Source organism: Acinetobacter lactucae (assembly GCF_001605885.1).
Lineage (GTDB): Bacteria > Pseudomonadota > Gammaproteobacteria > Pseudomonadales > Moraxellaceae > Acinetobacter > Acinetobacter lactucae.
The window spans coordinates 1-23877 of the sequence record NZ_LRPE01000015.1; the positions used below are offsets into that span (position 1 = coordinate 1).

Annotated in this window: 22 protein-coding genes and 1 pseudogene; 13 read left to right on the forward strand and 10 right to left on the reverse strand. The window is 37.3% G+C overall.

Going from position 1 to position 23877, the window contains the following annotated elements:
- Positions 1 to 237: 237 nt before the first annotated feature.
- Both AWW73_RS08245 and AWW73_RS08250 read right to left on the reverse strand, forming a co-directional pair.
- Positions 238 to 795, reverse strand: coding sequence for a peptidylprolyl isomerase (locus tag AWW73_RS08245; RefSeq protein ID WP_062849371.1), 558 nt, complete (start codon positions 793 to 795; stop codon positions 238 to 240).
- Positions 796 to 945: 150 nt separating this feature from the next.
- Positions 946 to 2016 carry an alpha/beta hydrolase gene (locus AWW73_RS08250; protein WP_031949338.1) on the reverse strand — a complete coding sequence of 357 codons (1071 nt, stop codon included), beginning with the start codon at positions 2014 to 2016 and terminating at the stop codon, positions 946 to 948.
- A 210-nt stretch (positions 2017 to 2226) separates the two neighbouring features.
- Here AWW73_RS08250 and AWW73_RS08255 point away from each other — a divergent pair, with 210 nt between their 5' ends.
- Positions 2227 to 2553 carry a hypothetical protein gene (locus tag AWW73_RS08255; protein ID WP_062849372.1) on the forward strand — a complete coding sequence of 109 codons (327 nt, stop codon included), beginning with the start codon at positions 2227 to 2229 and terminating at the stop codon, positions 2551 to 2553.
- A 166-nt stretch (positions 2554 to 2719) separates the two neighbouring features.
- Here AWW73_RS08255 and AWW73_RS08260 read toward each other — a convergent pair whose 3' ends face one another.
- Positions 2720 to 2950, reverse strand: a complete 231-nt coding sequence (locus tag AWW73_RS08260) for a hypothetical protein (protein WP_000733015.1) — start codon at positions 2948 to 2950, stop codon at positions 2720 to 2722.
- A 392-nt stretch (positions 2951 to 3342) separates the two neighbouring features.
- A complete protein-coding gene (locus AWW73_RS08265) occupies positions 3343 to 4209 on the reverse strand; it encodes an MBL fold metallo-hydrolase (RefSeq protein ID WP_062849373.1) in 867 nt (288 codons plus the stop codon).
- A gap of 107 nt (positions 4210 to 4316) precedes the next feature.
- Here AWW73_RS08265 and AWW73_RS08270 point away from each other — a divergent pair, with 107 nt between their 5' ends.
- The 6 genes and pseudogenes from AWW73_RS08270 (at position 4317) to AWW73_RS08295 (ending at position 10803) form a co-directional block, all read left to right on the forward strand.
- Positions 4317 to 5210: a LysR family transcriptional regulator gene (locus tag AWW73_RS08270; RefSeq protein WP_062849374.1), complete on the forward strand. Its 894-nt coding sequence runs from the start codon at positions 4317 to 4319 to the stop codon at positions 5208 to 5210.
- Positions 5211 to 5372: 162 nt separating this feature from the next.
- Positions 5373 to 5927 (forward strand): nucleotide exchange factor GrpE, encoded by a 555-nt coding sequence (grpE, locus tag AWW73_RS08275; RefSeq protein ID WP_002115470.1) that lies wholly within the window; start codon positions 5373 to 5375, stop codon positions 5925 to 5927.
- Positions 5928 to 6045: 118 nt separating this feature from the next.
- Complete coding sequence (gene dnaK / locus AWW73_RS08280; RefSeq protein ID WP_002115449.1) at positions 6046 to 7986, forward strand: molecular chaperone DnaK; 1941 nt, start codon at positions 6046 to 6048, stop codon at positions 7984 to 7986.
- Between the two features lie 329 nt (positions 7987 to 8315).
- Positions 8316 to 9221 (forward strand): matrixin family metalloprotease, encoded by a 906-nt coding sequence (locus AWW73_RS08285; RefSeq protein WP_062849375.1) that lies wholly within the window; start codon positions 8316 to 8318, stop codon positions 9219 to 9221.
- Between the two features lie 137 nt (positions 9222 to 9358).
- Positions 9359 to 10327: pseudogene (locus tag AWW73_RS08290) on the forward strand (M57 family metalloprotease).
- Positions 10328 to 10428: 101 nt separating this feature from the next.
- A complete protein-coding gene (locus AWW73_RS08295) occupies positions 10429 to 10803 on the forward strand; it encodes a hypothetical protein (protein WP_014207668.1) in 375 nt (124 codons plus the stop codon).
- A 63-nt stretch (positions 10804 to 10866) separates the two neighbouring features.
- On the opposite strand, the gene AWW73_RS08300 is transcribed toward AWW73_RS08295, so the two are convergent.
- From AWW73_RS08300 to AWW73_RS08320, 4 genes are all read right to left on the reverse strand, one after another.
- The gene (locus tag AWW73_RS08300) at positions 10867 to 12159 is read right to left on the reverse strand and encodes a lytic murein transglycosylase (protein WP_057105516.1); all 1293 of its coding nucleotides are present in this window, start codon (positions 12157 to 12159) and stop codon (positions 10867 to 10869) included.
- 687 nt (positions 12160 to 12846) lie between these two features.
- Positions 12847 to 13968 (reverse strand): 5-(carboxyamino)imidazole ribonucleotide synthase, encoded by a 1122-nt coding sequence (locus AWW73_RS08310; protein WP_062849378.1) that lies wholly within the window; start codon positions 13966 to 13968, stop codon positions 12847 to 12849.
- A gap of 9 nt (positions 13969 to 13977) precedes the next feature.
- Positions 13978 to 14493 carry a 5-(carboxyamino)imidazole ribonucleotide mutase gene (gene purE / locus AWW73_RS08315; protein WP_002115451.1) on the reverse strand — a complete coding sequence of 172 codons (516 nt, stop codon included), beginning with the start codon at positions 14491 to 14493 and terminating at the stop codon, positions 13978 to 13980.
- Between the two features lie 369 nt (positions 14494 to 14862).
- On the reverse strand, positions 14863 to 15225 hold the full coding sequence (locus AWW73_RS08320) for a DMT family protein (protein WP_075384089.1): 363 nt from the start codon (positions 15223 to 15225) through the stop codon (positions 14863 to 14865).
- Positions 15226 to 15465: 240 nt separating this feature from the next.
- Here AWW73_RS08320 and mpl point away from each other — a divergent pair, with 240 nt between their 5' ends.
- Complete coding sequence (gene mpl / locus AWW73_RS08325; protein WP_062849379.1) at positions 15466 to 16839, forward strand: UDP-N-acetylmuramate:L-alanyl-gamma-D-glutamyl-meso-diaminopimelate ligase; 1374 nt, start codon at positions 15466 to 15468, stop codon at positions 16837 to 16839.
- Positions 16840 to 16907: 68 nt separating this feature from the next.
- On the opposite strand, the gene AWW73_RS08330 is transcribed toward mpl, so the two are convergent.
- Positions 16908 to 18158: a low temperature requirement protein A gene (locus AWW73_RS08330; protein ID WP_062849380.1), complete on the reverse strand. Its 1251-nt coding sequence runs from the start codon at positions 18156 to 18158 to the stop codon at positions 16908 to 16910.
- A gap of 135 nt (positions 18159 to 18293) precedes the next feature.
- On the opposite strand from AWW73_RS08330, the gene AWW73_RS08335 reads away from it, so the two are divergent.
- Positions 18294 to 18890: a phosphatase PAP2 family protein gene (locus AWW73_RS08335; protein ID WP_062849381.1), complete on the forward strand. Its 597-nt coding sequence runs from the start codon at positions 18294 to 18296 to the stop codon at positions 18888 to 18890.
- A 317-nt stretch (positions 18891 to 19207) separates the two neighbouring features.
- A complete protein-coding gene (locus AWW73_RS08340) occupies positions 19208 to 20161 on the forward strand; it encodes a TerC family protein (RefSeq protein ID WP_061875017.1) in 954 nt (317 codons plus the stop codon).
- A 51-nt stretch (positions 20162 to 20212) separates the two neighbouring features.
- Here the strand turns inward: AWW73_RS08340 and AWW73_RS08345 are convergent, their stop codons facing one another.
- Positions 20213 to 20836 (reverse strand): nucleotidyltransferase family protein, encoded by a 624-nt coding sequence (locus AWW73_RS08345; protein WP_081409552.1) that lies wholly within the window; start codon positions 20834 to 20836, stop codon positions 20213 to 20215.
- Between the two features lie 136 nt (positions 20837 to 20972).
- On the opposite strand from AWW73_RS08345, the gene AWW73_RS08350 reads away from it, so the two are divergent.
- The 3 genes from AWW73_RS08350 to AWW73_RS08360 all read left to right on the forward strand — a co-directional run bounded on the left by AWW73_RS08350 (position 20973) and on the right by AWW73_RS08360 (position 23869).
- Positions 20973 to 21338 carry a hypothetical protein gene (locus AWW73_RS08350; protein ID WP_062849382.1) on the forward strand — a complete coding sequence of 122 codons (366 nt, stop codon included), beginning with the start codon at positions 20973 to 20975 and terminating at the stop codon, positions 21336 to 21338.
- Between the two features lie 21 nt (positions 21339 to 21359).
- Positions 21360 to 22520: a glutathionylspermidine synthase family protein gene (locus AWW73_RS08355; protein WP_062849383.1), complete on the forward strand. Its 1161-nt coding sequence runs from the start codon at positions 21360 to 21362 to the stop codon at positions 22518 to 22520.
- Between the two features lie 293 nt (positions 22521 to 22813).
- Positions 22814 to 23869, forward strand: a complete 1056-nt coding sequence (locus AWW73_RS08360) for an aromatic ring-hydroxylating oxygenase subunit alpha (RefSeq protein WP_062849384.1) — start codon at positions 22814 to 22816, stop codon at positions 23867 to 23869.
- Positions 23870 to 23877: the final 8 nt, after the last annotated feature.

The window sequence follows — 23877 nt, forward strand, 5'->3', positions numbered from 1 at the left end:
TCTTCAATTCTCTTAATGATTTTTCTGCTCTTCGTCAGAGACAGAATTCAACGCAATACTAAGCTTTCATCTCAACCCTGTAAGCTAAGATATTCTCGTGTATCGCGTCGGGATGAGTGCATTATAGGGAAAAAAAACTGGTACGCAAGCACTTTTATAAATATGCGCGCTCGACCGGTTCTTTTTCAGCCAAATAAAATCTCAAAAACATACAACTGACTGATTTATATGGTTAATTTATTTTTGAAGAGTTTTGATCTTTATATCTACTATCTTTATAGGCTGTTTTGGTACGTTTTGATGCATGCCATAGTTTGATGTAGGGACCTGAACAATACGGTCAACCACATCCATTCCTTTAATTACTTTTCCAAAAACTGCATAACCAGGATTACCTGCAGAACGATTTAAAAAATTATTATCTGCAACGTTTATGAAAAACTGACTAGTAGCTGAGTCAGGATTTGCTGTACGAGCCATTGCCAAAGTTCCTCGTGTGTTAGCAATTCCATTTCCAGCTTCGTTTTTGATTGGTGCTCGGGTTGTCTTTTCCTGCATATTTGCAGTAAGTCCACCGCCCTGCACCATGAAACCAGGAATTACGCGATGGAAGATCGTATCTTTATAAAAGTTCGACTTTATATAGGTTTTAAAATTCTTTACGCTGATTGGGGCTTTCTCGTCATAAAGTTGTATTTCTATGTTGCCTAAATTTGTTTGCATTTCAACTAAAGTATCAGCCCAAACTGAATGACTGCTTAGACCTAAGCAACATAGCATTAATAATTTTTTCATATATTCCTACAGTAAAATGCAAAAACTTAATAGAGGTTAAATTTAATCGTCTATATAAAAGAATTCTAGTGAGTATTTATTATCTTTTATTTAAGGCCTAATATTTTGGATGTGTCCATGTTCCACGTGAAACATGGACTAAACTTTTATTTAGCTATTTTTATCCCAAAATTTTCTGAAGTTTTTACTGATCTCGATGGTATAGCGTTTTGCCTTTTTCGAAATAGGTGTCAAATTTATAAAACCATGGGTTTGATCTGGATATTCTTCATAATGCATTTTGACGCCATTTTGTCTTAGCTTATAGCTATAAATTTTTGCTTCGTCATGCAGTACGTCATGACCAGCCGTAATCACAAAAGCTGGTGGATTCTTTTTCAAATTACCATAAGTTGGAGAAATAATTGGATCATCTAATTCTACATTATGCTGAGTTGCATAATATTGAGTGACATAATTAATATCGCTATCCGTCAAAACTAATCCTTCGTTATAAGCATAAAAAGAAGGATGTCGGCTTTTAAAATCAACTGTAGGATAAATGAGAAGCTGTGCTTGTGGAGCATAAGGTTTGTTTACTGATCGTTGAGCTACAACCGTACTGATATTTCCACCTGCACTATCGCCTGCTACAGCAATACGATTTTTTAATATTTTTAGCTGTCTACGATTTTGATAGACCCAAGCCAATGCATCTTCGCATGATTGAATTAAATGTTGAGGTGAGACTTCTGGTGCAAGAGGATAATCAATGCTGAGTACTTGTACTTTTGCGTATTTGGCCAATATGCGGCACACCTCATCATGAGTATCTAACCCACCCACGACAAAACCTCCTCCGTGATAGAAAACCAATAGAGGTAATTTTTTATTAGGTGCCGGGTGATAGTGTCTTGCGAAAATAGTTCCGCTTTGAAGCGGTAAGCGAATATCTTCTACAGAGTCTACTTCTGTTGATTTCTGACGGATAGCCAACATTTGTGTATCGAATTGCCGTCTAGACTCTAAAGGATCTGAACCAATAAAACCGATACGTCCCTGTTTAATTTGTACGGCCATCATACATTTAGTGAACGAGTCGAGATCTGGGTATTGGTAGGAATATCCTAGAATTTTGGCAAGTGACTCTTGGGCCAATCGAGGTAACTTATCAAGAGCTCGAGCAGCAGGCCCTTGGCCCTTATCTAGCAATGTTTGAATTTTTTGATTAAATGCTGTCATGCCTATCTCCATGAATTCCTCTTATCCTTCATATTTTCTACAGAATTCTTTGTTGTTTGACTATATTCGCATACAACTCATGTAATCAAGATACAAAGGTAAAAACCAATCTACGCTAATCTGATTTATAGCAAATGTCATTAACAAATCTGTCGTTTAAAACAGGACTTTTTTGCCAATTATTGTTAACAGACAAAAGGAGATTGTGCTATGTCAGCAAAACTAGTTGTTACTTTGTTAGCAACCAGTCTTTTAACTGTAGGCTGTGTTGCTTATACAGATGACCCTTATTATCGCGGTGGTTATGGTTACCATGATCATGATGATGATCGTTATGACCGTAATGATGGACGTCGATATAGTGATTGGGAGCGAAAACGTTGGGAAGAGCGTAAAAGAATATACGAACAACAACGTAAAGATGTTCGCGAACTGGACAGAAATCGTCGGGATTGGGGAAAAAGACATCGTGAATGGGAGAAGAAACGCCTAGAAGATCGTGATCATGACCACCGAGATTATCGTCATGATGACTAATCTCATTACTATATAAAAAGCCCCAAAGAGATAAGTCTTTTGGGGCTTTTTTGAGAATTCTAAATTCTCTTAATTATAGAGTAATGAGTAGCAGCTCACTTCATACATAAATCGGCATCTTAAATATATGACTCTATAATTTTTTAACTGTTCTTATCGCTAAGAATTACTGAGCTGTCGCAGAACCTGAAACAGAACCAGAAGCACCAGCATCAACTTGACCTGGTTGTGCTTGACCAGAAACACCAGCATCTACACCTACACCAGCTTGTACGCCAGATGGGCTAGCGCTAGTTTGAGCAGAACCTGATGCATTTAAACCAGCTTCAGATGCACAACCAACAGCTGTAAAAGCAACACCAGCAAGTACTACAGAGATAAGACCTAATTTTTTCATAATCGCTTTCCTTTCATTACGACAAACATTTAAATGCAAAGTTCATCTTCGCGCTGCCTATAATTCACAATTTTTTTTTCTGACGTGCGTATCATTGGTTGTCTTTTGTAGTAATAGAAGTACAAATTGTGCAATTTTTTATTAAAATCTCTTCCTTAGCCTCACCTCTACCTTTTATATAGAAGCCACAACTTAAGCTTTTGTTTAATTTTATCAATTTCTAATTTTTATCTTAGCCTTTTACTCTAGTCAAAAATTTTCTCTTTATAGAAACGCTATATAAGGTGCGTAGAATGTTACAGAGACTTTTTACTTAAAAATGCCTTAGTTCATCGAAAAAAGCCGCGTATAGACCACGGCTTTTTTGAATTTTTTTAGCGCGTCACCTTAAATTATGGCCATTGCATCTCGCCTTTTACAACTTTTGCACCTAGCTCTAGGCTATCCACACTCTTTAATGTTGGATATTGTTTCTGCATGAGCTGACTTAGCTCACTCGCATTTTTACTTACTTTGACCGCTTTCTCATAGCTCTTGAGATAGTCGATAGAAAAGTTAACTGCATCTAAACCTTGTGGAGCTCCCTCAACCATATGAGCTGGAACAACTGTTTGAGGCTGCAATGCTTTAATATTTTCTAAAGTTTGAATCACTTCATTGCGGTCTTTAACTTTTGGTGTATCCGCCATCCATAAATGAATGCCTGAAGAGACAGGAATACCCCCTACTACTGCTTTAGAAGAAGGAACCCATAAATAAGTAAGTTCTTTCTTTCCTTTAATTTCGATTGACTCATTTTCTAACTTTAAGGTTTTAGCAGTATAAGCTTGAGGCACAATAATTTGGCTAGGCGCATTTGCACCCATTTGTGGACCCCAATATTTCACTTTAAGCGCTTGAGTATCTTGGATATGTTTAACAGTTTCCGGCGTTGCGATGATTTGTACATTTGGGAAGTATTGTTTAAATACATCTAAGCCAAAGTAATAGTCCGGATCTCCATAACTTACGAAAATTGTCTTTAGTGTTTTACCACTATCCAAAATATCCGCAGCAATACGTAATGCTTCAGATTTTGAGAATTGCGCATTCACCAACAGAACTTCTTTATCGCCTTCAATTAAAGTAGAAGTCACACCGAAATGTTCGGGTTTAGCCAAGAAACTTTGAATTTTCAAATCTTGCGCAAAAGCTGAGGAAGTTACTGTTAAAGCAGTAGCAGTTGCTAGGGCTGAAGCAGTTAATTTAAAAAATTTCATTATGTATTCTCCAAATTCATGAGAAATACTTTAAATTGCAATTCCTGTAAGGTAAATGCACTAAATTAAGATAAACTGTTGCATACATTGTAATAATGATAAAGCATATGGACACATTAAAAGCCATACAAGTTTTTGTTTCTATTGCTCAGCATGGCAATTTGACCAAAGCCGCAGAACACCTAAATTATTCACGTGCGATGGTTTCTCGTTATCTTGAGCACCTAGAACACACATTCTCAACTCGACTATTCCAAAGAAATACCCGAAAAATATCTCTCACTCCAGCGGGTGAAAAAGCCCTGCTCTACTGCGAGAATATTTTACAACAACAGCAACTTTTACAAGAGCTAGCCGCACCTGAACAACATAATGGTACGATTCGTTTTACCTGTGGTTTATTTTTATTTCAATTAGGGGTTGGAGAATGTATTCGCCAATTTAAACAGCAACATCCGCATATTCAATTTGATGTATATCTGACTGAAAATACAATGGACCTAATTGATGCACAGGTCGATTTAGCCTTACGTATAACACAAAAAGTTGCAGACGGATTAATTGCGAGACCAGTTTGTCAAATCGAGTCTGTTTTCTGTGCTCATCCTGATTATTTAAAACAGCACAGTCCCCTCTCCCATCCAAGACAACTGATTCAACATGATTGTTTAGCTCATCATAGCCAACATCAATTTTGGACACTTTTTGATACTGAACAGCAGCCTCAAAACTATCCTTTGAACGTTACCTTTAAAAGTAATGATGTAAATGCTGTTTATGACATGTGTGTACATGCTCAAGGTGTGGCGATGCTACCTACTTTATTAGTTAAAAAAGATTTAAAAGAAAAAAGATTAGTTCCTTTATTTAAAAACTTTTCAGCTCCTGAGTTAAGTTTGTCGGTGGTATATGCTTCGAGACAACATTTACCCAAAATAACGCAAGAATTTATTGCTTTTATGATCGAAAACTTAGATTTTTACTTAAAACCGCAAAATTAAAAGTTTTAAATTGCCGTGTACGCTTGAATTTTTAGGCAATGCCCATACTTCATCCCTATTAATGAATTACAGCATATGCATGGCAGTTCAGGTTTTACCCAGTAAATGCTGATGCCAAAAGGACTGTACATGTTTAAAAACCCATTTAAACGGAGATCATCAATGGCTAATGAGCAAAATGAGCAAGCTCAAGACATTCAACACGAGCAAGCAGAGCAATCTAATGAGCAAACTCAGGCTGAAGGTGTAGAGCAAGCAAACGACGTTACCGTTGAATCTTTACAAGCACAAATCACCAAATTAGAAGAAAGCCTAAAACTTGAAAAAGCACGTACTGCGAATGCAGTTTACGAAGCACAAAAAAGTGTAGAGCGTATTCAACGTGAGTCTGACAAGCATAAAGAGACTGTGCTTGAAAAATTTGCAAAAGAATTACTAGATTCTGTTGATAATTTAGAGCGTGCAATTCAAGCAGCTGGCGATGAAGAAACACCAGTACTTGAAGGTATTAAGCTAACCTTGAAGTCGCTGTTAACCACACTTGAAAAATTTGGTGTTGTAGAAGCTGATACAAAAAATGGCTTCAATGCAGATTTACATCAAGCTGTAGGTATTGACCCAAATGCTAAAGCGAATGAAATCGGTAGCGTTTTACAAAAGGGCTATACATTAAATGGTCGCTTATTGCGTCCTGCTATGGTTATGGTTGGTCAATAAATAATTTTTTGAGAGTTTTTAGATTTTTTTTCGCTAAAACGCTTGAAAAAAATAGATTCACTCTCATATCGGATAACAAGCAAAAACATTGCAAAAGAATTTTTGAGGAAAACGTCACATGGCAAAAATTATTGGTATTGACTTAGGTACTACCAACTCATGCGTTGCTGTACTTGAAGGCGATAAAGTAAAAGTAATCGAAAACGCTGAAGGCGCACGTACAACTCCATCGATCATTGCTTATAAAGATGGCGAGATCTTAGTAGGTCAAAGTGCTAAGCGTCAGGCAGTAACTAACCCGAAAAATACATTATTCGCTATCAAGCGTTTAATCGGTCGTCGTTATGAAGATCAAGCGGTACAAAAAGATATCGGTCTTGTACCTTATAAAATCATCAAAGCAGACAATGGCGATGCTTGGGTTGAAGTAAACGATAAAAAATTAGCGCCTCAACAGGTTTCTGCTGAAATCTTGAAAAAGATGAAGAAAACTGCAGAAGACTATTTAGGTGAAACAGTTACTGAAGCAGTTATTACTGTTCCTGCTTACTTTAACGATGCTCAACGTCAAGCAACTAAAGATGCGGGTAAAATCGCTGGCTTAGACGTTAAACGTATCATTAACGAACCAACTGCTGCTGCACTTGCGTTCGGTATGGACAAAAAAGAAGGTGACCGTAAAGTTGCAGTTTACGACTTAGGTGGTGGTACTTTTGACGTATCAATCATTGAAATCGCAGACCTTGATGGCGACCAACAAATCGAAGTGTTATCAACAAATGGTGATACTTTCCTTGGTGGTGAAGACTTTGATAACGCATTAATTGAATTCTTAGTTGAAGAATTTAAGAAAGAACAAAGTGTGAACTTGAAAAATGATCCACTTGCGTTACAACGTTTAAAAGAAGCTGCTGAAAAAGCAAAAATCGAGCTTTCTTCATCTAACGCAACTGAAATCAACCTTCCATACATCACTGCTGATGCAACTGGTCCTAAACACTTAGTGATCAATGTAACACGTGCGAAACTTGAAGGTTTAGTTGCTGATTTGGTTGCTCGTACAATTGAACCTTGTAAAATCGCTCTTAAAGATGCTGGTCTTTCGACTTCTGACATCTCTGACGTAATCTTGGTTGGTGGTCAGTCTCGTATGCCACTTGTACAACAAAAAGTACAAGAATTCTTTGGTAAAGAGCCACGTAAAGACGTAAACCCTGACGAAGCAGTTGCAATCGGTGCTGCGATTCAAGGTGCGGTATTGTCTGGTGACAAAACTGACGTTCTTTTATTAGACGTAACACCATTAACTTTAGGTATTGAAACAATGGGTGGTGTATTAACACCAATCATTGAGAAAAACACGACGATTCCTGCGAAGAAATCACAAGTGTTCTCTACTGCTGCTGACAACCAGCCTGCTGTAGACATTTCAGTTTACCAAGGTGAACGTAAGATGGCTCAACAAAACAAATTGTTGGGTAACTTCCAATTAGGCGACATTCCACCTGCTCCACGTGGTGTGCCTCAAATTGAAGTATCTTTCGACATCAATGCTGATGGTATCTTGAAAGTATCTGCTAAAGATAAGAGCACTGGTAAAGAGCAATCTATCCAGATTAAAGCAAACTCAGGTTTGTCTGATGCTGAAATCGAAGCAATGATTAAAGATGCTGAAGCGAATGCTGAAGAAGATCGTAAGTTTGAAGAACTTGCAAAAGCTCGTAACGAAGCTGACGCATTAATTTCAAGCTCGAACAAAGCAGTTAAAGATCTTGGTGATAAAGTTACTGAAGATGAAAAAACAGCTGTAAGCACTGCCGTTTCTGAACTTGAAGCAGCAACAAAAGAAAACGATGTAGAAGATATCAAAGCGAAAACTGAAGCTTTACAAAACATCTTGATGCCTATCACTCAACGTGCTTACGAACAAGCACAACAAGCTGGTGGCGCTGAAGGCTTTGATCCAAATGCATTCCAAGGTGGCGATGCGGGTCAACAAAAAGCAGATGATGGCGTTGTAGATGCTGAATTCACTGAAGTTAAAGATGACAAAAAATAATTTGTTTCTTTAATAAAAAACCGCGCTTAGGCGCGGTTTTTTATTAGTTACAAAAATTAACAATAAGATTTTTAATGATATTATCCAAATATTTCTGTCAGAAAGATCAATAATAAAAATTAAATATTTAATTTTAAATAATATTTTTTTGTTAAAAGACCACTGTTATTTACTACATTAATTATTTGATTATTGCCAAGTCTGAGAACATCTTTTTTAATTTTTCGATCAATATCACAAACGCCACCTAATCTATTGAGATTTTTATCATTTTGACGAATTAAATTAACTAGCTAACAATAAGATTTATTTATATTTTTTATTTTGCCATGAAAAAATTTCTATGGTGGGGATTGAGCTTATGCTTATGCATGGGCTTACAAACAACACTTTTTGCTCAAAGCAATCTGCCAATTAATTCATCTCAACAACCTTTAAAATACCGAATTGCTTTTATTGACCCGCGGTTTCAAATCACCAAAGAACAATTAGTTGAGGTAAGCCAACAAGCGGCTGAAATCTGGCAAAAAGAAACTGGGAAGACCTATTTTATTTATGATTCACAGGCTCAATTATCAATTAACTTAATCTATGATGATCATCAAATGCTTAAAGATGAACAACAAAACAATTTGGATGGACTTTTGCAAAAGCAGGAAGCATGGCGCATTAAAAATGAAGAAATTGTTTTAAATAAACAAGAGGTTGCACAACTATCAACTGATTTGAATGAGAAAAAGATAAGTCTAAGAGCTGAGTTTGAACAATATCAACAAGACGTAATACGCTTTAATCAAGGAGAACAGCAGTACTATCGGGCCGATAATTTAAAAGAACGGAAAAAACAACTAGAACAGAAATCGGAAGATTTACGAATTGAATCCAACAGTCTAAATTTTAAAATTCAAGCACTTAACTTAAAGATTAAAGAGCTAAATCGAGAGCAAAGTGATTTAAGTGCCTTAAAAACACAATTCAAGTTAGAGCAAAAAACTAGTATTCAACCCTTCCATAAAGGATTATTCAGTCAAAACCAAATCCAGATTTACGGCTATGCTTCTTTAAATGATTTACGCTTGACCCTTGCTCATGAACTTGGCCATGCTTTAGGTCTCAAACATACGACTAATCCTAAATCTTTAATGTATCCCTATTTAAAAGAGCAAGATATTCATAACTTTAAATTAACAGATTCAGATTTAGATTTATTAGGTTCAATTTATAGACCAAATTAAGGAAAAATCGTTAAAGTTAAATGATTAAAAAAACTAAACAAAACTAAATAAATTAAATTTTTTCTAAAAAATAATTTGGCATTTGGTAAAAAATAATGAGACTAAAGTCTCATTTATTTTCCTGATTTGTACGTTTTTTGATTGATTTTTCATTTTATATTCTTATAATACGTTTTTTTTAAAATCTCCCCCCTTCGATTATGCGTTTAACATCTTTGTTATTAGGCGTAGCCTTTGCTTTTTCTAATTTTCAGGCTAATGCTAATCTTGCAACTCCAGCTCATACTCAAATCCAGCAAAAAACAGGTCAACATTTGACTTATAAAATTGCTGATATTGATCCACGTTTTGGTTTAAGCCAAGACCAATTAATTCAAATTAGTCAACAAGCTGCGGACATTTGGAAGCAAGGCACGGGACAGGATTATTTTACTTATGATCCAAATGCAAAGTTAGAAATTCGTTTAGTTTACGATAATAGTCAAAGCCGTTCTGAACAGCGTCAAAAAATCGCAGCTCAGTTCCAACAAGAACAGCAACGTGTAATTGATGAGCAGCAACAAATTAAGCAATTGAAGCAAACTTTAAGTCAAACTCAGTCTAACCTTGAAAGTAAAAAGCAGATTTTGAATGAAAAATTGAAAAATTTTGACCAGCAAATGATGCAATTTAACCAAGGTAAATTAGCACCTGAATATAGTGCTAAATCTCTGGCTAAAACTCAGAAAGATTTGCAAAAACAAACTGTTGCTTTAAAGAAAGAAATTGCTGCTTATAATCAGCAAGCTAAAGATTTAAATGTAAAAGTTACTCATTTTAATCAGATTAATAATGAGTTTAATAATTCATTGAACCAATTTAAGCAAAATGCTCAAGCGGATGTCTTTAAAAAAGGTATCTACAACGGCAAACAAATTGTGATTTATGAGTTTAAGTCTATTGATGATTTACGCTTAACGATTGCTCATGAGTTAGGACATGCGCTTGGCTTAAAACATAGTGATCAACCAAATGCATTGATGCACTCAGTTCGTAAAGATGGTGACAAAAAAATCACTGGCCTTACAGATGCTGATCGTGATCTATTAAGTGCTTTACCTCAATAATTAAAGACTTGATATAAAATGATGTATCTATTTCTATATAGATACATCGAAATTGATATCAAAGTCATGTTATTGTGGTCATAAGAGCTAACGAAAATAGAATGGAGATCAAGATGAGTTATTATCATATCCTGATTGAAGTAAATGATCATATCAGCACAATTGAACAGACAAGAGATATTGAACTGTTTGATATTATTGAAATTAAACCATACCTCCATTCTATTCTAATTCCCTTTTTCAATGAGCATGAAATCGAGCTTGAGGATGAAAATATCGAATATAAAGATATTCTCCATCTTGAAGTAAAACAAACACTGTTACCGATTGAACATTTAATTGAAGAAGAACAAAAGCAGTTACCAAGTGATACTGATGTCACCATTACTGCATATGAAATCTTTAATGATCGTGACTTAAGCCAAGATGTTACTTCAGTTATTTTTGATATTTTGGAAGCGGTTAAATTAGAGTAGTAAGCTTACATAATTGCCTATAAAAAAGGTCTGCTCATGCAGACCTTTTTTATTATTTTCAGATTATTGCATCATTTTTTGAGCTTGTTCTTGACGGAATGCGCGTAAGATTTGTTGCCCTGCCCGTCCCGTTGGATTTAAACCTAAACGGGTTTGCTCCTGACGAATAGCTACACGGGTTTTATCACCAATAAGGCCATCAACTGCACCAATATCATAGCCACGATTAATCAAAAACTGTTGGATTTCACGACGCTCGGCACGTGAAGTTCCTGGATCATCAGTTGGCCAAGATGAAACAAATGGACCAGCACCTTTTAAACGATCAGATAAATGGGCAATCGCAAGTCCATAACTTTCCGCAGCGTTATAGCTGTAAATAGCATCAAAATTCTTAAATACTAAAAATACTGGACCATTTACGCCTGCAGGTGCCATTAAACCCGCTGAAGTACTGCTAGATAAAGCCCCTTGAATAAGTGGAGAACCATCAATTCGAGTTACCCCTCGTGCACTCCAGCTACTTAAAGCTTTCTTTGAACGTCGCCCTTCTCCATCAATTGACATACCTTGGGGTACTTTAACTTCAAAACCCCACGGCATTCCTGTTTGCCACCCTGCTTTATTTAAGAAATTAGCCGTTGAAGCCAGCGCATCAGCTGTACTCGACACTAAATCTCGACGGCCATCGCCATCAAAATCAACAGCTAAACGTTCATAAGTAGATGGCATAAATTGAGTATGACCAAATGCCCCAGCCCATGAACCTTTTAATTGATCTTCGGTTAAATCACCACGTTGTAAAATACGCATAGTGGCAAAAAACTCAGTGCGGAAATAACTTTGTCGACGACCTTCGCAACTTAAAGTTCCGAGTGCTTGTAATAAAGGATATTTTCCAGAAATATCACCAAAATTACTTTCGACACCCCACACTGCTACAATTGTTTCCGGCGGCACACCGTAGGTTTGAGAAGCACGGTTTAAAACATCTCGATGTTGCGCCAGTTTTTGTTTACCAAGCTCAACGCGCTCTTCATCAACTAGACCAGAAAGATAATCCCAAATTGGTGTCGAAAATTCTGGTTGGTAATTTAATTTATCAATAACTGAATAATCTGGGGTCAAGTTTTGAGTATAACGATCATAAGTTGTACCAGCCACACCAGCAGCAATTGCTTGAGAACGTAAATTTGCCAAACAGCTTTGGAAATTATTATTAGGCGTATAATCTTCGCTCGTCACTACTGGAACAGTAGCACTGCTAGATATTGTAGAACCATTAATTACGAGCTCTGCTTGAGCCTGAGTCATCGCTAAAAATACAGAGCCAACAATACAAGAAAAACGTCGCATATTATCCTAGTTCGATTTTTAAATTTAAATTTGTAAGTACCATACCATTATGAGTCCAAAATTTCAGAGAGAAAACGTAAATTTGAATTCATAATCTCTACTTTAAATTCATTTCCTATGTTTTAAATTCAAATTTTCTACTTTATTTTTGAATTTAAAATTCTCCTGATTGAAATTATTAGTTTTGAATTCAAAACCGATACTCAAGTTTAAATTCAAAAGTACTTCTTTTAAATTTAAACTACAAACTTCTTTTATTGTGGATAACTTTATCCACAACAGAGCAAAAACCACTTCTATTCCTTAATTCTATTCTATATCACCTTATTATTTATTACAGGCTGGAGCCAATCACTACAGAAACCCGTATTTTTTAAATTTAAAGATCAGCCAAAAATTTTAAATTCAAAACCTCATACCAATAGACTTCTGTTTTTGAATTTAAAAATGCACATCCAATTCCCTCATTTAAATTTAAAAATACTTTCGTGGATAACTAGTTTTAAATTCAAAAGTACCCAAAACAGTCATTTATGATTTTAAATTCAAATTATGGTAGCCTTTTTAAATTCAAAAACCCCAATTAAAGTTATCCACAGCACCAAAATATGTGAGTTCTCTTATTTTTAAATTTAAAAGATAAAAAAAGCGATCCGAAGATCGCTTTTTAGAGAATTAAAAATACTTTTAGAGGGTCATATCTTTTGTTAAAGCAAGTGGTTCTGGCAAAATTTCTGCCAATTGACGGCATAAATTCGTCAATTCATTACTATCCACAGGCATTAAAGTGATATGACCTAATTTGCGGCCAGCACGTTCTGACTTGTTATAAAGATGCAGATGAGCACCATTTAAGGCAAGTACATCTTCAGTTTTAGGATGCTGACCAATAATATTGATCATAACCGTTGGGCGAACAACTTCTGTTGAGCCTAGTGGTAATCCTGCAACAGCTCGAATATGGTTTTCAAACTGTGAACATACGGCGCCTTCAATTGACCAGTGGCCTGAGTTATGCACACGCGGTGCCATCTCATTTGCACACAAACCTTGTTCAGTTACAAATAGCTCGAGAGTCAATACGCCTACATAGTTGAGGTGATTCAGCAAACGTGTAATGTAGTCTTGAGCAACGGGTTGCAAAGCTTCACTATTCGGTGCAGGAACAATTGAATGCGATAAGATACCATTATGATGATGATTTTCAGCCAATGGCCAAGTTTTTACTTCACCATTTTGGCCACGCACCGCAATAATTGAAACTTCGCGAGAGAATTTAACAAAGCTTTCGGCAACTAGACTTTTTGCAGGCCCAAGTTCAGCCCAAGCAGTATCAATTTGGTCCTCTGAACGAAGTACAAACTGACCTTTGCCGTCATATCCACCCGTTGCAGTCTTAAGCACGATCGGTAAACCAAGCTCAGCAACAGCCTTTTTCAAGCTTTCTAGACTATCTACTGCACGATACGGCGCAACCGGAATAGCAAGCTCATCAAATAATGCTTTTTCTGACAAACGATTTTGCGCAGTTGCTAAAGCAATACGGGGAGGGTGCAACGTTTTGGTTTGTGTCAAAACATCCACATCTTCAACTGGCGTATTTTCAAACTCAAGACTAAAAACATCAGCACTTTCAATAAACTGCTTTAAACCTTGCTCATCTTGGCTAGAAAAGACTTGGCCTAAAACATCTGCTGGACAATCTGTATTTGCTTCAAAAAAAGTACACTGAATATTTAATGGTAACGCCGCTTGAGCCATCATTCGACCCAGTTGCCCACCACCAAAAATACCGATAGTTTTATCCATCTCAGCCTCTTACACCTGACCCGGAATATTTTTGCTTGCAACTTTATCAGTTTGCGCAGCACGGAAATCAGCAACATTTTTTGCAATTTCAGGACGAGTTAAACCTAAGATTTGTGCTGCCATAATTGCAGCATTCGTCGCACCTGCTGGACCAATCGCCAAAGTACCCACTGCAATACCAGCTGGCATTTGTACGATTGAAAGCAAAGAGTCTACGCCATTTAAAATTGATGATTTAACTGGCACACCTAAAACTGGTAAATCAGTTTTTGCGGCACACATTCCAGGTAAATGCGCTGCACCACCTGCACCGGCGATAATCACTTGAATACCGCGATCACGCGCAGTTTCTGCATATTCAAATAAACGATCTGGAGTACGATGAGCAGATACCACTTCCGCTTCAAATGGGACACCAAGCTGTTTAAGCATATTGGCTGTGTTTTCGAGAGTTGCCCAATCAGATTGAGAACCCATAATAATTCCAACGAGAGGTTGAGCGTCTTGTGCTGCGGCCGCATTCATTGCTAATGTTCCAGAGACAAAAGTAAAAGAAGATAAATCTCGACGAGAGCCAAGTTTTAAATGGTTCGGAAGCTCATTATTATAGACTGATTTTTCATCTCACGAAAATTTAACTGACCAGCTCTGCGAATATTTTTAATATCATCAAAAAATGTCATGGTTTAACAGCGAAACATCCTCAAATTTTATTAATATAGCGCGCTTAATCAAATCAATGCTTTTGACTATGAAAGCCCAACACTAAGAGATCAACAATTTTCTAAAATTCTAAAAAAAGCGTGTAAACATCCTACAAAATAATCTGGTATTTAGAAGAGCAATGGCTTGTACAAAATAGAATAAATCATTTAATTCACAAGCCGTTACAGATTATTGGCTTCTAAATACGAAATAAACACAACCAAATAGGCATAACATTGCCCACAAATAATCGAGTTTAAATGGTTGTTTAAATAAGAAAATCATAAAAGGTACAAACACGACCAGTGTAACCACTTCCTGAGTGATCTTCATTTCACCGAGTAACCAGCCTTGCGCGCTTAGCATACGAGTGGCTGGAATCATAAAACTGTATTCAAGTAAGGCAATAATCCAACCGAATAGAATCGCTTGCCAAAGTGGAGCGTGGTGCAAAAATTTAAGATGCCCATACCATGCGAGCGTCATAAAGCAGTTAGAAATAATTAATAGCGTAAAAGCTAAAACCGTTGGGCTCAAAGGCACATCCTTCATCATCACGATGATTTAAGTATTTTAACGATACAAAATATTATAAAAGATAAAACTGTAATTCAGCTTAAATCTAAAAAATAAAGCTGTAGTTTTATTAGGGCCTCAAACACATAGAACAACAACGATTTTTGACTATCTTTTCGAGTTTAGCCTTGCTATCGTTGCTGGCAAATTTATCAATAATGCACACATAGCAATTCATTTTAATGTTGTGTACAAAAGCAGTGGAGAAGGCGAGCAATGCATCTGCATATCTTGGGTATTTGTGGAACTTTTATGGGCTCTTTAGCACTTTTGGCTCGTGATTTAGGACATAAGGTAACCGGTTCCGATTTAAACGTTTACCCTCCAATGTCTACCCAGTTAGAAAATGCAGGCATTACACTCATGCAAGGCTATGACCGTAGTCATTTACAGCCTCATCCGGACTTGGTTATTGTCGGTAATGCCATGAAACGTGGTATTGATGCCGTGGAATATATGCTGAACGAAGGCTTGCCTTATATTTCTGGGCCACAGTTCCTAGCCGACCATGTTTTACAAGGTAAACACGTGCTTGGTGTAGCGGGTACTCACGGAAAAACAACCACAACGACTATGTTGGCTTGGGTACTTGATCAGGCGGGTTTAAATCCGGGCTTTTTAATTGGTGGTGTTCCACTTGGTTTTAGTGAAAGCGCTCGTTTAGGTGGTGGCAAATACTTCTGTGTTGAAGCCGATGAATATGACTCTGCTTTCTTTGATAAACGTTCTAAGTTTGTTCATTATCATCCGAAAACGGCGATTTTAAACAATCTTGAATTTGACCATGCCGATATTTTTGATGACCTAGCAGCGATTCAAAAGCAATTCCATCATCTTGTTCGTACCATTCCAAGTGAAGGCCGTATTATTGCGCCGATTACTGAAACGCATATTGATGAAGTACTTGAAATGGGTTGCTGGACACCAGTGATTCGTACAAGTTTAGAAGCGAATGAAAAAGCTGCTCTGTCTGCCGAATTAATTTCAATTGATGGCAGCCATTTTAAAGTACTCGAAAATGGCAACGCCGTTGGTGAAGTTAAATGGACTATGACAGGGCAACATAGTGTCGCTAATGCTTTGGCAACCATTGCAGCCGCTCAACATGTAGGCGTTGCACTTGAAACGGCTTGTGAAGCTTTGTCTAACTTTGGCGGTGTAAAACGTCGTATGGAGTTACTCGGCACAGTCAACGGCATTGAAGTTTATGATGACTTTGCTCACCACCCAACAGCAATTGACACCACTTTAGATGGTGCACGTAAACGCTTAGGTGAACGCCGTTTATGGGCCATTATTGAACCACGTTCAAATACAATGCGTATGGGCAGTCATAAAGATGGCTTAGCACATTCAGCACGCTTAGCAGACGAAGTGATCTGGTATCAGCCAGAAGGCTTAGATTGGGATTTACAACCTGTAATTGAAGCTGCTTCTAATTGTGCTCAAGTCAGTCGTTCACTTGATGAAATTATTGAACGTATTGTCAATGAAGCGGGCGAGGGCGATGCTGTTGTGATTATGTCTAACGGTGGCTTTGGTGGCTTACATCAAAAATTAATGAGCGCATTAAAAGCGAAAGCTGCTTAACCTCCGCTTTAGATGATTCAATAAAAAACGGGTTTCAAATTGAAACCCGTTTTTATATCAATTACTTTTCAAACTTTTTCTGGTTCTATAGTAGTCATAAATTTATTAGAAACCATTAAACGTAAACTATAGACAATACCCATCGCAAAAACGCTATATCCCACGTTATTACAAATAAACGGAATACATAAAATAATAAGCGCGGTAATCGGGTAAAACCATTTTGTGATTCCAGATAAGCATTGGAACTCGTAAAGTATCCAAATACAGGTGGTATAGAGCACCACGCTCACCGCAACAACTATTCCCATATATAAATCGGAAATATGCGCATGATGGGTTGTGACATCTACGGCAGCAGCCAGCGCAGCACCGACCGCAGCAATAGTGACAAAAACAAAATAATGGCCGTATCCCCAAACAAAAGGACGTACACCTTTAATATGATGGTGATGTTCACTACGATCAAAATAAGCCCACCACATTGCAAACATCAGTATCAATCCACCAATCATCAAGAAGACTGCAGGGATATTTATTGACTGAGTTGCTAAAGCATCACGAATCGCATTAAAACTACCGATAATTGATTCACCCAACACAATAATTGTGAGTAGGGCATAGCGCTCTACAATATGATGAGGATGCCACGGCGTTGGAGAATATTTTTCTGCATAGATCGGAACAATAAGCTCCAACACCACTAAAAATAAAAATACGGGGATAGAAAGTATGTGGGCGAAATTAGCCACTAACCAACCAATTTGTACTAAGACTATACCTATCGCATAGCGATAAGCCGTAATTCGCCGTTCAGGATCATGTTTTGCTGCTCGTAGCCACTGGGTAACGAGCGCTAAACGCATAATCACATAACCCACAATAATGATGTCAAAGTCCTGACTATGAAATACATCAGGAATACCTGCGGCCATGACCAAAGACCCTACAATCTGTACAAAAGTAAGGCATCGATACAATGCATCATCATTATCATATGCCGAAGCAAACCATGAAAAATTCATCCATGCCCACCACAGCGCGAAAAACACCATCAGGTAGCTTGGTAATGCATGCCAGAGGTGATTTTCAATAATTGCGTGGTGTAACTGCTGACCAGCTGTTGCAATCGCGACCACAAAAATTAAATCGAACAATAATTCGAGGGGAGTCGCTGCTCTATGTGGTTGTTTTGGATCTCTTGGAGATAGGGGCCTCAAACTTAATTTTTTCTGTTCTTCTTGAGTAGTCATGAAACAATGTTCTCGAATAAAGTGCCGAAACGTTAACACTTTAATCTCAACGCTCAGATCACGCATTAAAAATTATATAGACCTACTGTTTAATCTTTACTCATCAGTAGACTATATTTCATTTTTGTGACAATTCTTTATCAAGACATTAAGCTTAATTCTTTATCATAGCTCACGTTTTTGTTCTTGTTTGGAATATGAATGTCTTTAGAAACACTCAACCTTAGCTTATTCCATGTGATTAATGGGGCTCAGGATGCGAGTCAATTTATCATTCGTCTTGCTATCTTTTTTGCTAATGATCTCCTCTATATTCTCTTATTCATCCTTACATTTTTATGGTTCTATGGCGATCAAGATTTAAAAAATAGGGTCATTAAATCTGTCTTTTTAACCTGCGTATCACTTTTAGTAGGTTATGTTATTTCTCTGTTTTACCATCACTCAAGACCGTTTGTAATGGGTGTTGGTACGACTTTTATTGAACATTCACCAACTGCATCTTTCCCAAGTAATCATATGCTAATTTTTAGCACCATTGCCCTGTCTTATTTATTTGCTCAGCGCAAAATGATTGGAATCATTCTTTTATTTTTATCATTTGTAGTGGCGTGGTCACGTATTTATTTAGGTGTGCATTTTCCTTTAGACATGTTAGGGGCCTTTATTGTCGCACTACTGGTCAATACGGCGGGTTATTACTTCTGGAATGCTTATGGTACGCATTTAACAGCATTCTTTATTCACCTTTATCAAATTATATGCAAACCACTTTTAGACCGCGGTTTCATTAAATAACCTATAGATCTTTTTTGCATTCACCCTCGACATTAAGTTCAGTTGCGTAATACAAAAAAATCTGCCATTCTATGTGGACTTGGATATGTTTTATCCAAAACAGAATTTAGTTTGACAAGGGGAGTAGCCTCCTCCAAACATAACAGCAATGTTATGTGTCAGATATCGTCAATACACTTTTATTAAAAAGTCGGTATCTGAGCATCGTGAAATTCATGATGTAGGCAAGACCTTGATCATGTTGATACAGATGTTTAATTCATCTGGCAACGGGTCAAGGTTTTTTTATGCCCAATTGCCGGATGTAGGGAGGATTTATGGAATCGATCGGCAATCTATGGCTGTACGTAGCATTCTTTGGCATCGTCATTGTAATGCTCTTAATTGACTTTTTAGGATTTAAGCAAAAGCAAGGTCAGGATGTCTCAATTAAGCAAGCTGCTTATTGGAGTGTAGCGTGGGTAAGCGTCGCAGCCTTATTTGGTGGTGGTTTATGGCTTTATCTACAACAAACGGTCGGAGTGACCTTAGCAAACCAAAAAACCATGGAATACTTTGCGGGTTACTTACTCGAAAAGTCCCTCGCAATTGACAACGTTTTCGTCTGGTTAATGATTTTCGCTGCGTTTGCTATTCCTGCTGCGTTACAACGTAAAATTTTGCTCTACGGCGTATTAGGCGCAATTGTACTTCGTACCCTCTTTATTTTTATTGGTGCATGGTTCGTTCAAGAGTTCTCGTGGGTGCTTTATATCTTCGGTGCGTTCTTGGTATATACAGGCTTTAAGTTCTTAAAAGGCCAAGAAGAAGAAACCAATATTGAAGATATCAAGCTCTTAAAATGGTTACGTAACCATATGCGTATTACACCGCAGCTTGAAGGTGACAAGTTCTTTGTACGTCAAAACGGTTTATTGTGGGCAACGCCGTTATTTCTAGTTTTGATTTTGGTTGAAGCTTCAGACGTGATTTTCGCAGTAGATTCTATTCCTGCTATTTTCGCGGTAACTAGCGATCCGTTTATTGTTTTAACAGCGAACTTAATGGCAATTTTAGGTTTACGCGCAATGTTCTTCTTACTTGCTGGTGCTGCGACTAAATTGCATTACTTGCCATACGGCTTAGGTATTATCTTATTGTTCATTGGTGCAAAAATGTTGTTGCTTGATGTATTCCACATGCCAATCTGGATCTCGTTAAGCTTTATCGTAATAGTCTTAGCAATCACTGCTTACCTTTCTTTACGTCATAATAAGCGACAAATCTCATAGAATTTTTACTTACATAATATTAAAGGGCTTTCATAGAAAGCCCTTTTTAAATTAGGAATTGACTATTTTTAATTTTGGCCATTGTTGTAACCAATTTTTGCTTTCTACACGATTTTTGAAAGTCTGATAACTAACTAGAGCTGAATTCCAACGTAGATTCAATTCAAATAAATCTGATAAGCCAAAAGGTGCAATTATTTCTAAATTACCGAAAGTGTCGAAACGTATTGCTACAGCTGTTGCTGTTTCTGACCATAATGATAATGCTTCCTCAATCGAAGTTAATGGTTGAATTTTTTCACCATTATCTTTACGGTACCATGTATGTACCAAAGCCTGATTAACAACATCCCAATCTTGATTTGGAAATTTGCTTTTTAAATCACTTTGCAATTCTTTTTGATAACTATCATCATATTCATTAGCATCATAATAAATCACATCCATATCACTTGTATTTAAATCATAAGTTTTGCCATGTAAATATGACCAAACAGTATTTCTCACAGCGCCAGCACTTAAATAAACTTTTGGATGCAATTGAGAAATGATAGCTAATATCTTTAATAAACAAGGAGATTTCATCACCAAATCAATAAAATCTTGTTGATAATTATTATATATATTTGTCATATTTGGAAAAATACTAAAGTCATCCACCATGTAATAGTACATAGAAGCTCTGTACTTTAAAAGCGCTGATCAATATCATATGCCAACTTAAAATTTATCTTTCCTAATCAGAAACATAATAGATAACAGCTATTCGGTATTTTATGCCGAACATACTTATTAAAATGTGTGGAGTCTCATGCGTTCTAAAAAAATTAATCTTGTCGTTGTCCCTCTATTACTCACGGCATGTAGCCATAATGATGGTCCTTTAGTACAAGACGTATATAACAACCAATATGATTGTGCTCGCGACTGGAATACCCAAACTTGTGAAGAAGAAAATAGCTCAAGTGGGCATGGTTCTAGTTATGTTGGAACACGCTATTTAGGGCCTGCGTATTATCAAAATAATCGGGAAGTTTCTTTTCACGGCAATACCTTACATCCTTACAGCAATTTGAGTGTGGGTCGTCCCATCATTTCAAGCACAGCGAAAAGTTCGTCTTTTTCATCCCCAATTCGTGGTGGTTTTGGCCGTAGCGGTTTTTCTTTCGGCGGCTAAATCTTCAGGCATTTACTTAATATGAAAAGAAAAATATTTGCTCCACGCCCAGACTGGCAAGTGGAGCATCAAAATATTGGTTTCGATTATTTTAATTTACCTTCTCTTGATGGCTCAATTTACTGGTCTGAAGGAGTTGCGTATGAGTTCACACTTAAGCAGATTGAACAACTTGAAGATGCAGCAAATGAACTGCATCAGATGTGTTTATCGGTGGTAGGAGATCTCATTCAACGGGGCAATTATCCAACTTATTTTCAAATTCCTGAAGTCGCTATAAACCATATTGAACATTCTTGGAAACAGAATGCACCCATGCTCTATGGCCGCTTTGATTTCGCTTACGATGGGCGAAATATCAAAATGCTGGAATATAACGCCGACACCCCGACTGGCTTACTTGAAGCTTCTGTTGCGCAGTGGCTGTGGATAGAACAAGTCTCGGGCATTGCAAACCGAGATCAATTTAATAGCATTCATGAAGACCTAATCAAACGCTGGAAGACAATTTTACCGCGTGGTAGCCATGTGCATTTTGCTGCTTGTCAGGAGGCTGGAAGGGAAGACTGGGGTAATTTAGAGTACTTGATGGATACGGCTTATCAAGCTCATCTACAAGTTTCCGAGCTTTCTATGGAAAACATAGGCTGGAACGACCAAGATTTTGTCGATCTTCATAACCGCCCCATTCAAAACATATTTAAGCTCTACCCATGGGAATGGATTTGGGAAGAAGCATTTTCTCAATATATCCATCCACAAACACAATGGATTGAACCTTGCTGGAAAATGTTATTTTCAAATAAAGCAATTCTGGTTGAACTTTGGAAACGTTATCCAAACCATCCATTGTTGGTCGAAACCCATACGTATGAACCGCAACAAGCTTTGTCTGGTAAATGGGTGAAAAAGCCGATTTTGGCAAGGGAAGGAGCCAATATTCGAATTTTACAAAATGGTCATGACCAAGGTGCAGCTTCTGGTAGCTTTTATTTTGATGACTACGACAAATATGGTTATGTCGTACAGAAATGGGTAGACACCCCATTATTTTCGGGGCAACTGCCTACACTCGGTTTATGGATGATGGGACATCAATGCGCAGGGATGTCTATTCGTGAAGATTGTTATGACATTATTGGTAATGATGCTCACTTTGCAGCACATTATTTTATTGAGTAATAAACGCCTAAATATATTTAAAAAAGCACTTTAAAAGTGCTTTTTATTGTGCCATCAACGCAATCAATCAGTGCATTCTAAGTACATAGTAAATAATCAACGTTCTTTTTTAAAAAGCCAAATTAGAACAAAAATTCAAAAATATAATGACTTAATCTTATGTAATTTAATACTTTTATCTTTATTTCTTTAATTAAAAATTAATATTGGCAAGCTCTTTGCATCTCCTAAAAAGAAAAAAGCCTAGATTTTAAGGGCTCGCGAGAGCCCTGATTTTTTTAAGGAGTGATGCCATGAATGCGATTCCAACTTTAACGCCCCTTGCCATGCCATGTAACAGCAGTTTTGAAGCAAAAGATTGGGAAATTTTATCTACTCACTGGTATCCCGTCGCACGTACTCAAGATGTCTCTACTGCACCTCAACGCGTCACGCTACTAGACGTCAATATGGCGTTATATAAAACAGAAAGCGGTGAAATTCATCTGGTTCGAGACATTTGTCCACATCGTGGGGTGCCTTTAACCAAAGGTTGGGTCGATGGTGAGGAGATTGTGTGTCCTTATCATGGCCTACGCTACAACACCGAAGGAAAATGTACCCAAATACCAGCACAACCTGAGTTAACCAAAATTTCTGATCGCTTTTCCCTGACCAAATTTCCAGTCGTGCAACGATATGGCCTGATTTGGACCAGTATTCATGGTCGTGATATTACTCGAGCCAGTATTCCTGTATTAGATACTTGGGAGCATGCAGAACATCAATCAATTTTACCGCCTTTTGTCGATATTGGCGGCTCTAGCGGACGTCAACTTGAAGGGTTTATTGATGTCGCTCATTTTGCTTGGGTACATCACAACGCCTTTGCGAGTCGTGATAATCCCGTCGTCCCTAAATATCACACTGAATGTACTGAATATGGCTTAAAAACGGTCTATATCAGCAATGTCAGTAACTATCCGCATGAGCTAAAGCATCTCGAACCAGAAGGCTTTTTGTGGAAACGTACCTTTGATGTCTATCCACCTTTTTCAGCCGTACTCACGGTCGATTTTCCAGAAGGCGGTGTCTTAAAAATCTTGAATGCTTGTTGTCCTGTTTCAAGTAATAAAACCCGTTTATTTGTTCCACTCACGCGTAACTTTGACCAAACTGGCGATTTAGAAAAGGTATATGCATTTAATGCGCAAATTTTTGCTGAAGACCAAGATATGATCGAATCACAAAAGCCAGAAGAACTACCGCTTGATTTAATGATGGAAGCTCATTTTGAAGCAGACCGTTCATCAACGACTTATCGACGGATTTTGGCAGAATGGGGACTAAGTAAACGTTATACCGTTTAAATCTTGGC

Excerpts from the sequence above, each read along its gene's own strand:
- AWW73_RS08245 (WP_062849371.1), bottom strand. The coding sequence starts at position 795 with ATGAAAAAATTATTAATGCTATGTTGCTTAGGTCTAAGCAGTCATTCA.
- AWW73_RS08350 (WP_062849382.1), top strand. The coding sequence starts at position 20,973 with ATGCGTTCTAAAAAAATTAATCTTGTCGTTGTCCCTCTATTACTCACG.
- AWW73_RS08250 (WP_031949338.1), bottom strand. The coding sequence starts at position 2,016 with ATGACAGCATTTAATCAAAAAATTCAAACATTGCTAGATAAGGGCCAA.
- AWW73_RS08255 (WP_062849372.1), top strand. The coding sequence starts at position 2,227 with ATGTCAGCAAAACTAGTTGTTACTTTGTTAGCAACCAGTCTTTTAACT.
- AWW73_RS08310 (WP_062849378.1), bottom strand. The coding sequence starts at position 13,968 with ATGGATAAAACTATCGGTATTTTTGGTGGTGGGCAACTGGGTCGAATG.
- AWW73_RS08320 (WP_075384089.1), bottom strand. The coding sequence starts at position 15,225 with ATGAAGGATGTGCCTTTGAGCCCAACGGTTTTAGCTTTTACGCTATTA.
- AWW73_RS08330 (WP_062849380.1), bottom strand. The coding sequence starts at position 18,158 with ATGCGTGATCTGAGCGTTGAGATTAAAGTGTTAACGTTTCGGCACTTT.
- AWW73_RS08335 (WP_062849381.1), top strand. The coding sequence starts at position 18,294 with ATGTCTTTAGAAACACTCAACCTTAGCTTATTCCATGTGATTAATGGG.
- mpl (WP_062849379.1), top strand. The coding sequence starts at position 15,466 with ATGCATCTGCATATCTTGGGTATTTGTGGAACTTTTATGGGCTCTTTA.
- AWW73_RS08285 (WP_062849375.1), top strand. The coding sequence starts at position 8,316 with ATGAAAAAATTTCTATGGTGGGGATTGAGCTTATGCTTATGCATGGGC.
- AWW73_RS08300 (WP_057105516.1), bottom strand. The coding sequence starts at position 12,159 with ATGCGACGTTTTTCTTGTATTGTTGGCTCTGTATTTTTAGCGATGACT.
- AWW73_RS08270 (WP_062849374.1), top strand. The coding sequence starts at position 4,317 with ATGGACACATTAAAAGCCATACAAGTTTTTGTTTCTATTGCTCAGCAT.
- grpE (WP_002115470.1), top strand. The coding sequence starts at position 5,373 with ATGGCTAATGAGCAAAATGAGCAAGCTCAAGACATTCAACACGAGCAA.
- AWW73_RS08345 (WP_081409552.1), bottom strand. The coding sequence starts at position 20,836 with ATGTACTATTACATGGTGGATGACTTTAGTATTTTTCCAAATATGACA.
- AWW73_RS08295 (WP_014207668.1), top strand. The coding sequence starts at position 10,429 with ATGGAGATCAAGATGAGTTATTATCATATCCTGATTGAAGTAAATGAT.
- dnaK (WP_002115449.1), top strand. The coding sequence starts at position 6,046 with ATGGCAAAAATTATTGGTATTGACTTAGGTACTACCAACTCATGCGTT.
- AWW73_RS08260 (WP_000733015.1), bottom strand. The coding sequence starts at position 2,950 with ATGAAAAAATTAGGTCTTATCTCTGTAGTACTTGCTGGTGTTGCTTTT.
- purE (WP_002115451.1), bottom strand. The coding sequence starts at position 14,493 with ATGAATGCGGCCGCAGCACAAGACGCTCAACCTCTCGTTGGAATTATT.
- AWW73_RS08360 (WP_062849384.1), top strand. The coding sequence starts at position 22,814 with ATGAATGCGATTCCAACTTTAACGCCCCTTGCCATGCCATGTAACAGC.
- AWW73_RS08265 (WP_062849373.1), bottom strand. The coding sequence starts at position 4,209 with ATGAAATTTTTTAAATTAACTGCTTCAGCCCTAGCAACTGCTACTGCT.
- AWW73_RS08355 (WP_062849383.1), top strand. The coding sequence starts at position 21,360 with ATGAAAAGAAAAATATTTGCTCCACGCCCAGACTGGCAAGTGGAGCAT.
- AWW73_RS08340 (WP_061875017.1), top strand. The coding sequence starts at position 19,208 with ATGGAATCGATCGGCAATCTATGGCTGTACGTAGCATTCTTTGGCATC.